The sequence below is a fragment of the Streptomyces sp. NPDC001663 genome (assembly GCF_042893105.1).
Classification (GTDB): Bacteria; Actinomycetota; Actinomycetes; order Streptomycetales; family Streptomycetaceae; genus Streptomyces.
In genome coordinates this window covers 149,677-163,074 of sequence record NZ_JBIAUR010000007.1, presented here as the reverse complement: position 1 = coordinate 163,074, position 13,398 = coordinate 149,677, and the positions used below count along the sequence as shown (strand labels likewise).

The window sequence follows — 13,398 nt, the reverse complement described above, 5'->3', positions numbered from 1 at the left end:
CGGACGAGACCAGCTCAGCCATTTCCAGCCCGTCCGGCGTACACGGACGAGACCAGCACAGCCAATTCCAGCCCGTCCGGCGTACACGGACGAGACCAGCACAGCCAATTCCAGCCCGTCCGGCGTTTGAGGACGAGGCCCTTGGGCCGATGGGGGTCTGGGGGCGCAGCCCCCAGGGACAGCAACCCCCACCACCCCGCACGGTTTTCAGCTCAGCGAGCGCAGCGAACCCGCGTCGTACGGCGCCAGCTCATCCACCCGCCCCGCAAGAACCTTCGCCGCCCACTCCGGATCCTGCAGCAGCGCCCGCCCGACCGCGACCATGTCGAACTCCTCGGCCTCCAGCCGGTCGAGAAGGTTGTCGATGCCCTTGACCGGCGCCCCTTCGCCCTGGAAGCCCTTGAGGAAGTCACCGTCGAGGCCGACCGAGCCAACGGTGATGACCGGCTTGCCGGTGAGCTTCTTCGTCCAGCCGGCCAGGTTCAGGTCCGAGCCGTCGAACTCCGGCAGCCAGTAACGGCGGGTGGAGGCGTGGAAGACGTCGACACCGGCGGCGGCCAGCGGCGTGAGGATCGCCTCCAGCTCCTCCGGGGTCTCGGCGAGCCGCGCGGTGTACTCCTGCTGCTTCCACTGCGAGTAACGGAAGATGATCGGGAACTCGGGGGACACCGCCTCGCGAACCGCCGCGACGATCTCGGCCGCGAAGGTGACACGGCCGACGGCGTCACCGCCGTACGCATCCGTACGGCGATTCGTGCCCGCCCACAGGAACTGGTCGAGGAGGTAGCCGTGGGCGCCGTGCAGCTCCACGCCGTCGAAGCCGATGCGCTCGGCGGCGGCAGCGGCCTCCGCGAACGCGCCGATGACGTCGTCCACGTCCTGCTGGGTCATCGCCCTGCCGGTCGGCTCGGCGCCCGCGTTCACCAGGCCGGAGGGGCCGACGGCGGGGGCGTCGGCGTAAGGAGCCTGTCCCTGCTCGCGCACCATGCCGATGTGCCACAGCTGCGGGACGATCGTGCCGCCGGCCGCATGCACGTCCTCGGCGACCTTGGCCCAGCCCGCGAGCTGCTCCTCACCGTGGAAGCGCGGTACGCGGTCGCTGTTGCCGGCCGAGTCGTGGCCGACGTACGTCCCCTCGGTGACGATCAGCCCCACACCGGCGGCCGCACGGCGCGCGTAGTAGGAGCGGACGTCCTCGCCGGGGATGCCGCCCGGGGAGAACATCCGGGTCATCGGCGCCATCACGATCCGGTTCGGGACGGTGAGACCGCCGAGCGAGATCGGACGGGACAGGATCTGGGCCGCTCGGGAGGCGGGCGTGGTGACGGTCACCTGGGGGACTCCTCGTGAAGGCAGTGTTAACCGGTCGGTATGTGCACACGCATTGTTGCACCCCCTTAAGCAACCACCTATGTGCTGCCCCACATTCCGGTCCACGCGAAGTCCCTATGTGATCCAGAACACGCCCGAGGGCGGCACTCCCTGTCGGAACAGGGAGTGCCGCCCTCGGTCTCGTACGAATGCGTACGGCGATGGACTCGCGATCCTCGGGAGGATCAGAAGTCCATGTCACCGCCCGGCATACCGCCACCGGCGGGCGCGGCGGCCTTCTCCGGCTTGTCGGCGATGACGGCCTCGGTGGTGAGGAAGAGCGCGGCGATGGAGGCGGCGTTCTGCAGGGCAGAGCGGGTCACCTTCGCCGGGTCGATGATGCCTTCCTTGACCAGGTCGACGTACTCGCCGGTCGCGGCGTTCAGGCCGTGGCCCGGGGTCAGGTTGCGGACCTTCTCCACCACGACGCCGCCCTCGAGGCCGGCGTTGACGGCGATCTGCTTCAGCGGGGCCTCGAGCGCGAGCTTCACGGCGTTGGCGCCGGTCGCCTCGTCACCCTCCAGGTCCAGCTTCTCGAAGACGGAGGTCGCCTGGATGAGCGCCACGCCACCACCGGCGACGATGCCCTCCTCGACGGCCGCCTTCGCGTTGCGCACGGCGTCCTCGATGCGGTGCTTGCGCTCCTTGAGCTCCACCTCGGTGGCGGCACCGGCCTTGATGACCGCGACACCGCCGGCGAGCTTCGCCAGGCGCTCCTGCAGCTTCTCGCGGTCGTAGTCCGAGTCGCTGTTCTCGATCTCGGCACGGATCTGGTTCACGCGACCCGCGACCTGGTCCGAGGAACCGGAGCCGTCGACGATGGTGGTCTCGTCCTTGGTGATGACGACCTTGCGGGCCTTGCCCAGGAGGTCCAGGGAGGTGTTCTCGAGCTTGAGACCGACCTCCTCGGAGATGACCTCGCCGCCGGTGAGGATGGCGATGTCGTTGAGCATGGCCTTGCGGCGGTCGCCGAAGCCCGGGGCCTTGACGGCGACGGACTTGAAGGTGCCGCGGATCTTGTTGACGACCAGGGTCGACAGGGCCTCGCCCTCGACGTCCTCGGCGATGATCAGCAGCGGCTTGCCCGACTGCATGACCTTCTCCAGGAGCGGGAGCAGGTCCTTGACCGAGGAGATCTTGGAGTTGGCGATCAGGATGTACGGGTCGTCGAGGACGGCCTCCATACGCTCCATGTCGGTGGCGAAGTACGCCGAGATGTAGCCCTTGTCGAAGCGCATACCCTCGGTGAGCTCCAGCTCCAGACCGAAGGTCTGGGACTCCTCGACGGTGATGACGCCTTCCTTGCCGACCTTGTCCATGGCCTCGGCGATGAGCTCGCCGATCTGGGTGTCGGCGGCGGAGATGGAGGCCGTCGAAGCGATCTGCTCCTTGGTCTCGACATCCTTCGCCTGCTCGAGCAGGGCACCGGAGACGGCCTCGACGGCCTTCTCGATACCGCGCTTCAGGGCCATCGGGTTGGCGCCGGCGGCTACGTTGCGCAGACCCTCCTTGACCAGGGCCTGGGCGAGAACGGTCGCGGTGGTCGTACCGTCACCGGCGACGTCGTCCGTCTTCTTGGCGACTTCCTTGACCAGCTCGGCGCCGATCTTCTCGTACGGGTCCTCGAGCTCGATCTCCTTGGCGATGGAGACACCATCGTTGGTGATCGTGGGGGCGCCCCACTTCTTCTCGAGGACGACGTTGCGGCCCTTGGGGCCGAGCGTCACCTTCACGGCGTCCGCGAGCTGGTTCATGCCGCGCTCGAGGCCGCGCCGCGCCTCCTCGTCGAACGCGATGATCTTGGCCATGTGAAGTGGTCCCTCCAGGACTGGGGGTGATTCCTTCGGACCGCGCCCGCGCCCGCGACGGACGGCTCGCACACCTCGTGGTTCCTTGCCCCACCCGGCCTGCGGGCCTCACCGACCCGGTCCTTCTTTGTCACTCTCACCTTCAGAGTGCTAACGCCAATGATTAGCACTCGCCCCCTTCGAGTGCAAGCGCCTCTCACGGTCCGAGCCCACCCCCGGACCCCCGTCCCACGGCCCGTCCCCGGACATGCCGAGGGGCCCGCACCTGCTGGTGCGGACCCCTCGAAGAAGAACGTCGCTGCAGTTAACCCGGCGCGTGCTTCAGCTGGTCGCCAGACGGACCATGTCCGCCTGCGGCCCCTTCTGGCCCTGCGAGATCTCGAAATCGACCCGCTGACCCTCTTCCAGGGTGCGGTAGCCGTCCATCTGAATCGCGCTGTAGTGGACGAAAACATCCGCACCACCGTCGACCGCGATGAAGCCGTACCCCTTCTCCGCGTTGAACCACTTGACGGTGCCCTGAGCCATGCCTAACTCCCCTATTACTGGCCCTTGCACAGATCCACACTTCGCGGATCCGGGTCAGACCTCACCCCCCACGGTTGGGGGCGTGCGCCGGAACGCGTCGACCGCGGCTGAATGTATCTGCCCAACTGCCGTCTGCAACAGGTCAATCGGACGAGAATTCCGGGCAAGACCGGTCGGGAATTTACGGAGAATTCGCCTGAATTCAGGGCAAGTCGGGCCCCATAAAAGGAGCATAAGACGCAAAAGACCTGCACACTTTGGCTGCTTCTCGTCGCATCCGGAGCCACTACTCATATGCATCCGGCATGCAGAAAGCAGCAGGTTCCCCAACTGTACCGTGCTCAACCATGCAGAATTGCCCCCTCCGCTTCTCTCACGGAGGGGGCAATTCGGTGAACTCTTGGTAACCGGCGTTACCGACGGTAATAATCGGGTCGGCCGGTACGCTCCGTCAGCCTCCGGCGACGGCCGGGATGATCGAGACGCCCGCACCGTCCGGAGTCGCCGTCTCCAGCCCCTGCTCGAACCGCACGTCGTCGTCGTTCACGTACACATTGACGAAGCGGCGCAGCTTGCCCTGGTCGTCGAGGACGCGGGCGGCGATACCCGTGTGGTTCTTCTCCAGATCGGCGATGACCTCGCCGAGGGTCGCACCTTCGGCGGCGACCTCGGCCTGCCCGCCGGTGTAGGTGCGCAGGATGGTAGGGATGCGGACGTTGACGCTCATGCTTATGACCTCCGGTCGGGTAGCGCCCCTTCAGGGGCGCGGGGAACTGCGCGACAAGCCCCCACAGTCCCGCAGACGAACAACTACCTCTTAGCCGAGCCCGGCCTCACGGAACGACTCAAGGTTGGGGCGAATCGTCGCCGTAAGACCCGTACCCGCCACCGCATCCAGCGTCTTGAGCCCGTCACCGGTGTTGAGCACGACCGTGGTGAGGCTCGGGTCCAGCAGACCGTTCTCGATCAGCTTCTTCGCCACACCAACGGTCACCCCACCGGCGGTCTCCGCGAAGATGCCCTCCGTGCGGGCCAGCAGCTTGATGGCGTCCACCACCTGCTCGTCGTTCACGTCCTCCACCGCTCCCCCGGTGCGACGCGCGATGTCGAGCACGTAGGGACCGTCCGCCGGGTTCCCGATCGCCAGCGACTTGGCGATCGTGTTCGGCTTCTGCGGCCGTACGACGTCAAGGCCCGCCTTGTACGCGACCGACACCGGCGAGCAGCCCTCCGCCTGTGCGCCGAAGATCTTGTACGGCTTGTCCTCGACGAGCCCGAGCTTGATCAGCTCCTGCAGCCCCTTGTCGATCTTCGTGAGCTGCGAGCCGGAGGCGATGGGCACCACGAGCTGGTCGGGGAGCTGCCAGCCGAGTTGCTCGCAGATCTCGTACGCCAGGGTCTTGGAGCCCTCGGCGTAGTACGGCCGCAGGTTGACGTTGACGAAGCCCCAGCCCTCGCCGGCCGGGTCGCCGATCAGCTCGGAGCAGAAGCGGTTCACGTCGTCGTAGTTGCCCTCGATGCCGACGAGCTCGCCGCCGTAGACCGCGGCCATGACGACCTTGCCCTGCTCGAGGTCGTGCGGGATGAACACGCAGGAGCGGAAGCCGGCGCGGGCCGCCGCGGCGCCCACCGCACCGGCCAGGTTGCCGGTGGAGGAGCAGGAGAGAGTGGTGAAGCCGAAGGCCCGCGCGGCCTCCAGCGCCTGGGCGACGACACGGTCCTTGAAGGAGTGCGTCGGGTTACCGGAGTCGTCCTTCACATACAAACCGCCGGTGACACCGAGCTCGCGCGCCAGGTTGTCGGCCTTGACCAGCTTGGTCCAGCCGGGGTTGATGTTCGGCTTGTCGGCCACGTCCGCCGGGACGGGCAGCAGCGGCGCGTAACGCCAGATGTTCGCGGGTCCCGCCTCGATCTGCTTGCGGAGCTCCTCGGTGTCGTAGGCCGAGAAGTCGTACGCGATCTCGAGCGGGCCGAAACACTCCTCGCAGGCGAAGACCGGTCCGAGGGGTACCCGGTGACCGCATTCGCGGCAGGAGAGCGCCGCGGCGGGACCCAGGTCTACGGTCGTCGTGGAGTCGGTGGTGCTTGCAACAGTCTGCGCAGCCATGTGAGGCGAGGCCCTTTCTCCTCATCTTCCTCACGACGCATCTCGCCGTGAGACGGATTTGGCACCTTCCCTAGCCGGGAGCCTCGCGGAATGATCAACGTTGATCTACGAGAGCCGGCTGGAGGGTTGCCGGGGCTTCATCGGGCCGTTTCCCTCTGCCCCTCTGGATGAGCGGTATTCGGTTGTAAACACGGGGCGACCCCCGACATGCGATGGTCACCAGCGTTGTTCAAGACTGTAACCGAAGGCCAGGACAGTTGAGATAGCCGTCCGAACCGCGAGATGGATCACAGATGATCCCCTCTCGCCGAGAGAACGCAGAGGAGCCGCCTACGTGCTGGAAGAAGTCGAGCGCTGGCTGAGCACCCGCTCCTGGTCCCTGACCGATCGCCCGCTGCACAAGATCCTGGCCGCAAAGCAGCGCACGGGCCAGTCGGTCAGTGTCGTGCTGCCCGCGCTCAACGAGGAGGAGACGGTCGGCGACATCGTCGCGATCATCCGTCACGACCTCATGCAGCAGGTCCCGCTGGTCGACGAGATCGTCGTCGTCGACTCCGGATCCACCGACCGTACGTCCGAGGTCGCCGCGGCGGCCGGGGCCAGGGTCGTCCACCGCGACGACATCCTGCCCCGCATCCCGACCGTCCCCGGCAAGGGCGAGGTCCTGTGGCGCTCCCTGCTCGTCACGAGCGGGGACATCGTCTGCTTCATCGACGCCGACCTGAAGGAATTCTCGTCGGACTTCGTGTCCGGGATCGTGGGCCCGCTGCTCACCGACCCCGGGGTCGATCTGGTCAAGGGCATGTACGACCGCCCGCTGGCCGGCGCCGCGGGCCAGGGTGGCCGGGTCACCGAGCTCATGGCGCGCCCGCTGCTGAACATGCACTGGCCGCAGCTGGCCGGCTTCGTGCAGCCGCTCGGCGGCGAGTACGCGGCCCGGCGCAGCCTGCTGGAGCAGCTGCCGTTCCCGGTCGGGTACGGCGTGGAGCTCGGCATGCTGATCGACGCGCTGCACCTGGTGGGCCTGGACGCCCTCGCCCAGGTCGACGTCGGTGTGCGCAAGCACCGTCATCAGGACGGGCAGGCGCTCGGCCGGATGGCGGCGGCGATCTACCGTACGGCCCAGCTCCGGCTGGCCCGCGGACACCTCATCCGCCCCTCCCTCACCCAGTTCGAACGGGGCGAGGACGGATTCGAGCCGCGCACCTACTCGGTGGACACGGAGGAGCGGCCGCCGATGGCGGAGATCGCGGAGTACGCCTCTCGGAAGGTCGCCTGACGGCGCACGTTACGTGCCGTATACGGTGCATCCGCCGAGGGCGACCGTACGTTTGAGCGTTTCCGGGCCGGGCTAGGTTGAGGCGTATGGCTTCCACGCACGGCGCTGCTCATCAGGTCCTGGTCGCGTCCAATCGCGGCCCGGTCTCGTACGAAGTGCAGGAGAACGGCTCGCTGGCCGCCAAGCGCGGCGGCGGCGGGCTGGTCTCCGGTCTGTCCGCGATCGGGCCCGACGCGGGCGCCCTGTGGGTGTGCTCGGCGCTGTCCGACGGCGACCGCGAGGCCGTGCGGCGCGGGGTGGGCGAGGACGGTGTGCGGATGCTGGACGTCCCTGCCGACGTGCACGCGGACGCGTACAACGGCATCGCGAACTCGGTCCTCTGGTTCGTCCACCACATGCTGTACCAGACGCCGCTGGAGCCGGTCTTCGACGCGGAGTTCCGGCGCCAGTGGGCGTCGTACGAGACCTACAACCAGGCCTTCGCCGAGGCGCTGGCGGAGGAGGCGGCCGAGGGTGCCGCGGTCCTCGTACAGGACTACCACCTGTGTCTGGTTCCGGGGATGCTGCGGGAGCTGCGGCCGGATCTGAAGATCGGGCACTTCTCACACACGCCGTGGGCGCCGCCGGAGTACTTCGCGATGCTGCCGGACGACATCCGGGTGCGGCTGATGGAAGGCATGCTCGGGGCCGACCGGGTGGCCTTTCTGACCTGGCCGTGGGCGACGGCGTTCCAGAAGTGCGCGGAGCAGGTGGACCCCGACCGCTGGATCGGCGCGTGGCCCACCGGCGCCCCCAGGTCGATCGAGCACCTGCGGGACGAGCGGATCGACTGCAGGACGTACATCGGCGTCCACGGCCTCGGCGCCGACGCCGAGTTCCTGCAGGCCCGTTCGCACGAGGCGGACGTCGAGGAGCGCATGGCGGCACTGCGCGAGGAGATCGGCGCGGGACGGAAGACCGTCGTCCGGGTCGACCGGACCGAGCTGTCGAAGAACATCGTGCGCGGTCTGCTGGCGTACCGGCAGCTCCTCGACGACCACCCCGAGTGGCGCGAGCGCGTCGTGCACGTCGCCTTCGCCTACCCCTCCCGCCAGGACCTCGCCGTCTACCGGGACTACACGGCCGAGGTGCAGCGACTGGCGCAGGAGATCAACTCCCAGTACGGGACGCCGGGTTGGACCCCGGTGGTGCTGCACGTCAAGGACGACTTCGCGCGGTCCCTGGCCGCGTACCGGCTCGCCGACGTGGCCCTGGTCAATCCCATCCGGGACGGCATGAACCTCGTCGCGAAGGAGGTGCCGGTCGTCTCCGACCACGGGTGCGTTCTGGTGCTGTCGCGGGAGGCGGGGGCGTACCAGGAGCTGGGCAAGGACGCGATCGCCGTGAACCCCTACGACGTGGTCGGCACGGCCCGCGCGCTGCACGAGGCGCTGACCATGCCTGCGGAGGAGCGGGCGGAGCGGACGAAGCAGCTGGCGGCAGCGGCGACCGCGCTGCCGCCGGCGCAGTGGTTCCTGGACCAGTTGCAGGCCCTGCGCGAGCTGACCGATCAGCCCGCCTGAGCCGCCAGTCCCCGCAGCAGTCGTACGACTCCTTCCGGGCCGTCCACCACGACGTCCGCCCGTTCCCGCAGTTCCGTCACCTCGTCGCTGCCGCTGCACACCAGCAGGCCCGGTACGCCGTCCGAGCGGAGTTTGTCCACGGCGGCGAAGGCGGGCAGGTCGCCGAGGTCGTCGCCGGCGTACAGGACGGCCTCGGCGGAGATCTCGCGGACGTACTCGAGCAGGGCCACGCCCTTGTCCATGCCCGGAGGGCGCAGTTCCAGGACCATGCGGCCCGGCTCGACGATCAGGCCGTGCCGGGTGGCGAGGTCGGTGAGGGGCTCGCGCAGGGCCTCGAACGCGGCCTGGGGGTCGGCCGCCCTGCGGGTGTGCACGGCGACGGCGCGGCCCTTCTCCTCGATCCAGGTGCCCTGCCAGGCGCCGATCCGGTCGAGGAAACCGGGCAGTTCGGCGCGAACGGCGGCAACGCCCGGGTGCGGGGCGGGCGCGCTGACGTCGCCGCTGACCGCGTCCCAGCGCTCGGCGCCGTAGTGGCCGAGGACGACGAGGTGCTCCAGGCCGGGGACGCCCGCGAAGCCCCCGTGCCGCACGGCGACGCCGGCCGGGCGGCCGGTGACCACCGCGACGGAGGCGACCTTCGGGGCGAGGGCGGCGAGCGCCGGGACCGCGGCCGGGTGGGCGCGGGCCTGCTCGGGGTCCGGGACGATCGGGGCGAGGGTGCCGTCGAAGTCGAGGCCGATCACCGTCTTCCCGGGGTGCGCGAGGATCGCGGCGAGCCCGTCACGGCCGGCCTGTGTGGCGGGCGTCGGCAGGGGGTCCATGGAGTGCGTCGAGTCCGTGTCGGTATGGGTGCCCATACGGCGACCTTAACCGCGGGAGGCCGGGCGCACCCATGGCTCATCGGGGCACAGGCCGGTCAGCGTTCCGCCCGGCGGGTCTCCCGCACCCTGCGGAGTCTGTTCACCGTCACCGGGTCGTGGGCGAGGGCCCGCTCGTCGTCCAGCAGGGCGTTCAGGAGCTGGTAGTAGCGCACGGGGGCCAGGCCCAGCTCCTCGCGTATCGCGCGCTCCTTGGCGCCGGGGCCCACAAAGCCCCGGCGCTCGAGGGCGAGGATGGCCTGCTCGCGGTCGCCCAACTGCTCCTGGTCCATGTTCCGAACCGTAGCTCCCGGCACTGACAACGGCCGTCGACCGCCGGGCGGCTACTGCGCGTTCTGCGCCGTGGAGGCCGTCGCCTGCAGCTGCGCGAGGACGGCCGCGGGGCTGCCGGAGGGGGCGACGGCCTGGCCTATGCGCTTCTTGACGGCCGCGCTGACCGCGGCCCAGGAGGTCTCGCCGACCGGGTAGAGCTCGGAGACCGGCAGCTCCTCGAGGAACGGCTTGAGGTCGGCGTCCTGCTTGTCGTCGGTCATGGCCTGGGAGGCGGAGTTGGTGACGGGCAGCAGGTCGTACTCGTGGGAGAAGGCGAGCACGTTCTTCTCGTCGTAGACGAAGTCGAGGAAGTCGCCGACCTGCTCGGCGTGGCCGTTCTTCTTGAAGGCCATCATCCAGTCGGCGACGCCCATGGAGTTCTTGGTCTCGCCGTCCACACCGGGCATCGGCACCATGCCGAACTTCACGCCCTTCTTCGCGGCGATCTTCATCAGCGAGGGGTGCCCGTTGAGCATGCCGACATCGCCCTTGGCGAAGGCCGCGAAGGCGGCGGCCCGGTTCAGCTTGCCGGGTGCGACGGGTCCGGTCAGGCCCTTGCCGACCAGGTCGTCCTTGAGCCAGCTGAAGGTGGCGACGTTCTGCGCGGAGTCGATGCCGTAGGTGCCGACGGTGTCGGTGTAGCCGCCCCCGCCGCTCAGCAGCCACTGCATCGTCTCGGCCTGCGCCTCCTCCGGCCCGAGCGGCAGCGCATACGGGTACTTCACGCCCCGCGCCTTGAGCGCCTTGGCGTCGGCGGCGAGCTCGTTCCAGGTCTTCGGCGGGGTGAGACCGGCCGCCTTGAAGAGGGTCTTGTTGTAGAAGAGCAGCCGCGTGGAGGCGGCGAACGGCAGCCCGTACTGCACGTCCTTGACCTGCCCCGCGGTCACCAGCTGGGAGGCGAAGTCGGCCTGCGTGGTGATGGAGAGCAGGTCGTCGGCCGAGTAGAGCAGCCCCTTGGCCGCGTAGTCGGAGTAGGCGCCGATCTGCGCCATGTCGGGCGCCTTGCCGGCGTCGACCAGCTCCTTGACCTTGCGGTCGACGTCGTTCCAGGAGTAGACGCTGACCTCGACCTTCACGCCGGGGTGCTTGCCCTCGTACTCCTCGACCAGCTTGTCCCAGTACTTCTGGGAGCTGTTGGCGGCCGAGTCGCCGTAGTCCGCCGCGACCAGCTTCAGGGTGACGTCTCCCGAACTGCCGGTGAGGCCGCAGCCGCCGAGGACCGCCGTCATGCCCAGTACGGACACTCCCGCGATCGTTCCTGTCCTACGCCGCTGCCACCGCTGCACCGCTGCTGCCCCAACCCTTGCTGTCTCGCCGTTCAATATGTGGACAGCATAGGTCTACACCACGTAAGTGGACTAGACCTCTCGCGGGTCCTCGGGTCACACTGTCACTCGTGAGACATGTCATCGCCCTCGATGTGGGCGGCACCGGGATGAAGGCCGCGCTGGTCGCGGCCGACGGCGAGCTGCTGCACCAGTCCCGCCGTGCGACCGGGCGCGAGCGCGGACCGGACGCGGTCGTCGAGGGCATCCTCGACTTCGCCGCCGAACTGCGCGCGTACGGCGCCGAGCGCTTCGGCGAGCCCGCATCCGCCGCCGGCGTCGCGGTCCCCGGCATCGTGGACGAGGAGCGCGGCATCGCCGCCTACTCGGCCAACCTGGGCTGGCGCGACGTACCCCTGCGCGACCTGCTGGGTTCGGTACTGGACGCCCCCGTCGCCCTCGGCCACGACGTGCGCACCGGCGGACTCGCGGAGGGCCGGATCGGCGCCGGCCGGGGCGCCGACCGCTTCCTGTTCGTCCCCCTCGGTACCGGGATCGCGGGCGCCATCGGCATCGCGGGCCGGGTGGAGGCGGGCGCGCACGGCTTCGCGGGAGAGATCGGCCACATCGTCGTACGGCCCGGGGGAACCCCTTGTCCGTGCGGCCAGGTCGGCTGTCTGGAGCGGTACGCCTCCGCGGCCGCCGTCAGCGAGGCATGGGCGTCGGCCTCCGGCGACCCGGACGCCGACGCTGCCGACTGCGCGAAGGCCGTGGCGTCCGGCGACCCGAACGCCGTCCGGGTCTGGCAGGAGGCGGTGGACGCCCTGGCCGACGGCCTGGTCACCGCCCTCACCCTGCTGGACCCGCGCACCCTGATCATCGGTGGCGGCCTGGCGGAGGCGGGGGAAACCTTGTTCACACCGCTGAGGGAGGCCGTCCACCGCCGGGTCACCTTCCAGAAGCTGCCGTCGATCGTCCCCGCGGCACTGGGGGACACGGCGGGTTGTCTCGGTGCCGGCCTCATGGCCTGGGACCTCCTCACCACAACCGACCGCACGGAGGTAACCACCTGATGGCAGCTGCCCCAGGGGCGCAGGTCCCTGTTGAATCCGCGGCTACCGCCGCGTGGGCGCGACCAGCCACGACGCACCCCCAGGTCCTCACCGGCGGCCGGGTGGCACTGCCCACCGGCACGGTGAACGACGGCCGCGTCATCGTCGACGGCACCCGAATCGCCGGCGCGGCTCCCGAGAACGCCGAGGTCATCGACGTCAGCGGCCACTACGTGGTGCCCGGCTTCGTCGACATCCACAACCACGGCGGCGGCGGAGCCTCCTTCTCCGGCTCGGTCGAGGACGTACTCACCGCCATCAACACCCACCGCACCCACGGCACCACCACCCTCGTCGCCTCGACCGTCACCGACGACATGGACTTCCTGGTCAAGCAGGCCGGCCTGCTGTCGGAGCTGGCCGAGCAGGGAGACCTCGCCGGCATCCACTTCGAGGGACCCTTCATCTCGCCGTGCCGCAAGGGCGCGCACTCCGAGGAGTTGCTGCGCGATCCGGACCCCTCGGAGGTCCGCAGACTGATCGACGCGGCCCGCGGCAAGGCGAAGATGATCACGCTCGCGACCGAACTCCCCGGCGGCATCGACTCCGTACGGCTGCTCGCCGAGCACGGCGTCATCGCGGCGATCGGGCACACGGACGCGACGTACGAGCAGACGGTGGAGGCGATCGACGCGGGCGCGACGGTCGCCACCCACCTGTTCAACGCGATGCCGCAGATAGGCCACCGCGCCCCGGGCCCGATCACCGCCCTCCTGGAGGACGACCGCATCACCGTAGAGCTGATCAACGACGGCACACACCTGCACCCCGCCTCCCTCCAGCTGGCGTTCCATCACGCGGGTGCTTCACGCGTCGCGTTGATCACCGACGCGATGGACGCGGCCGGAGTGGGCGACGGGCGCTATCTGCTCGGACCGCTGGAGGTGGAGGTCAGCGAGGGCGTCGCCCGCCTGGTGGAGGGCGGCTCCATCGCGGGCTCGACGCTCACGCTGGACCGTGCGTTCAAGCGGGCGGTGACGATCGACCGGCTGCCGGTGGAGGACGTGGTCGCGGCCATCTCGGCCAACCCTGCCAAGCTGCTCGGCATGTACGACCGGATCGGCTCCCTGGAGCCCGGAAAGGACGCCGACCTGGTGCTTCTTGACCATCAATTCGACCTCAAGGGCGTGATGCGCCGGGGTGAATGGGTGGTCGATCCCCAACTGGGGTGATGTG

At 69.2% G+C, this 13,398-nt stretch carries 12 protein-coding genes and 1 riboswitch; of the genes, 4 read left to right on the top strand and 8 right to left on the bottom strand.

The window, feature by feature from the left end; genetic code table 11:
- Positions 1–207: 207 nt before the first annotated feature.
- The 5 genes from ACFY1L_RS23320 to thrC form a co-directional block, all read right to left on the bottom strand.
- Positions 208–1,332, bottom strand: a complete 1,125-nt coding sequence (locus ACFY1L_RS23320) for an NADH:flavin oxidoreductase (protein WP_388827385.1) — start codon at positions 1,330–1,332, stop codon at positions 208–210.
- A 224-nt stretch (positions 1,333–1,556) separates the two neighbouring features.
- Positions 1,557–3,179 (bottom strand): chaperonin GroEL, encoded by a 1,623-nt coding sequence (gene groL / locus ACFY1L_RS23315; RefSeq protein ID WP_388827382.1) that lies wholly within the window; start codon positions 3,177–3,179, stop codon positions 1,557–1,559.
- A gap of 321 nt (positions 3,180–3,500) precedes the next feature.
- Complete coding sequence (locus ACFY1L_RS23310; RefSeq protein ID WP_019057200.1) at positions 3,501–3,707, bottom strand: cold-shock protein; 207 nt, start codon at positions 3,705–3,707, stop codon at positions 3,501–3,503.
- Between the two features lie 451 nt (positions 3,708–4,158).
- Complete coding sequence (locus ACFY1L_RS23305) at positions 4,159–4,434, bottom strand: ubiquitin-like small modifier protein 1 (protein ID WP_128432056.1); 276 nt, start codon at positions 4,432–4,434, stop codon at positions 4,159–4,161.
- A gap of 90 nt (positions 4,435–4,524) precedes the next feature.
- Complete coding sequence (gene thrC / locus ACFY1L_RS23300) at positions 4,525–5,814, bottom strand: threonine synthase (RefSeq protein ID WP_388827378.1); 1,290 nt, start codon at positions 5,812–5,814, stop codon at positions 4,525–4,527.
- An 18-nt stretch (positions 5,815–5,832) separates the two neighbouring features.
- Positions 5,833–5,988: riboswitch (SAM riboswitch) on the bottom strand.
- Positions 5,989–6,148: 160 nt separating this feature from the next.
- Here thrC and ACFY1L_RS23295 point away from each other — a divergent pair.
- Both ACFY1L_RS23295 and ACFY1L_RS23290 read left to right on the top strand, forming a co-directional pair.
- The gene (locus ACFY1L_RS23295) at positions 6,149–7,093 is read left to right on the top strand and encodes a glucosyl-3-phosphoglycerate synthase (protein ID WP_388827375.1); all 945 of its coding nucleotides are present in this window, start codon (positions 6,149–6,151) and stop codon (positions 7,091–7,093) included.
- Positions 7,094–7,179: 86 nt separating this feature from the next.
- A complete protein-coding gene (locus ACFY1L_RS23290) occupies positions 7,180–8,655 on the top strand; it encodes a trehalose-6-phosphate synthase (protein ID WP_388827372.1) in 1,476 nt (491 codons plus the stop codon).
- Here ACFY1L_RS23290 and otsB read toward each other — a convergent pair.
- Genes otsB through ACFY1L_RS23275 form a run of 3 tightly spaced genes read right to left on the bottom strand, consistent with a single transcriptional unit; the run spans position 8,643 to position 11,074 of the window.
- Complete coding sequence (gene otsB, locus ACFY1L_RS23285) at positions 8,643–9,512, bottom strand: trehalose-phosphatase (RefSeq protein ID WP_388827369.1); 870 nt, start codon at positions 9,510–9,512, stop codon at positions 8,643–8,645. The genes ACFY1L_RS23290 and otsB overlap by 13 nt on opposite strands.
- 59 nt (positions 9,513–9,571) lie before the next feature.
- Positions 9,572–9,805, bottom strand: coding sequence for a DUF3263 domain-containing protein (locus ACFY1L_RS23280; protein WP_388827366.1), 234 nt, complete (start codon positions 9,803–9,805; stop codon positions 9,572–9,574).
- A gap of 51 nt (positions 9,806–9,856) precedes the next feature.
- Positions 9,857–11,074, bottom strand: coding sequence for an extracellular solute-binding protein (locus ACFY1L_RS23275; protein WP_388828381.1), 1,218 nt, complete (start codon positions 11,072–11,074; stop codon positions 9,857–9,859).
- 167 nt (positions 11,075–11,241) lie between these two features.
- Between ACFY1L_RS23275 and ACFY1L_RS23270 the strand changes: the two genes are divergently transcribed.
- Together ACFY1L_RS23270 and nagA are read left to right on the top strand one after the other, a co-directional pair.
- Positions 11,242–12,183: an ROK family protein gene (locus ACFY1L_RS23270; RefSeq protein WP_388827363.1), complete on the top strand. Its 942-nt coding sequence runs from the start codon at positions 11,242–11,244 to the stop codon at positions 12,181–12,183.
- Positions 12,183–13,394: an N-acetylglucosamine-6-phosphate deacetylase gene (nagA, locus tag ACFY1L_RS23265; RefSeq protein WP_388827360.1), complete on the top strand. Its 1,212-nt coding sequence runs from the start codon at positions 12,183–12,185 to the stop codon at positions 13,392–13,394. Before ACFY1L_RS23270 ends, nagA begins: the two co-directional genes overlap by 1 nt.
- Positions 13,395–13,398: the final 4 nt, after the last annotated feature.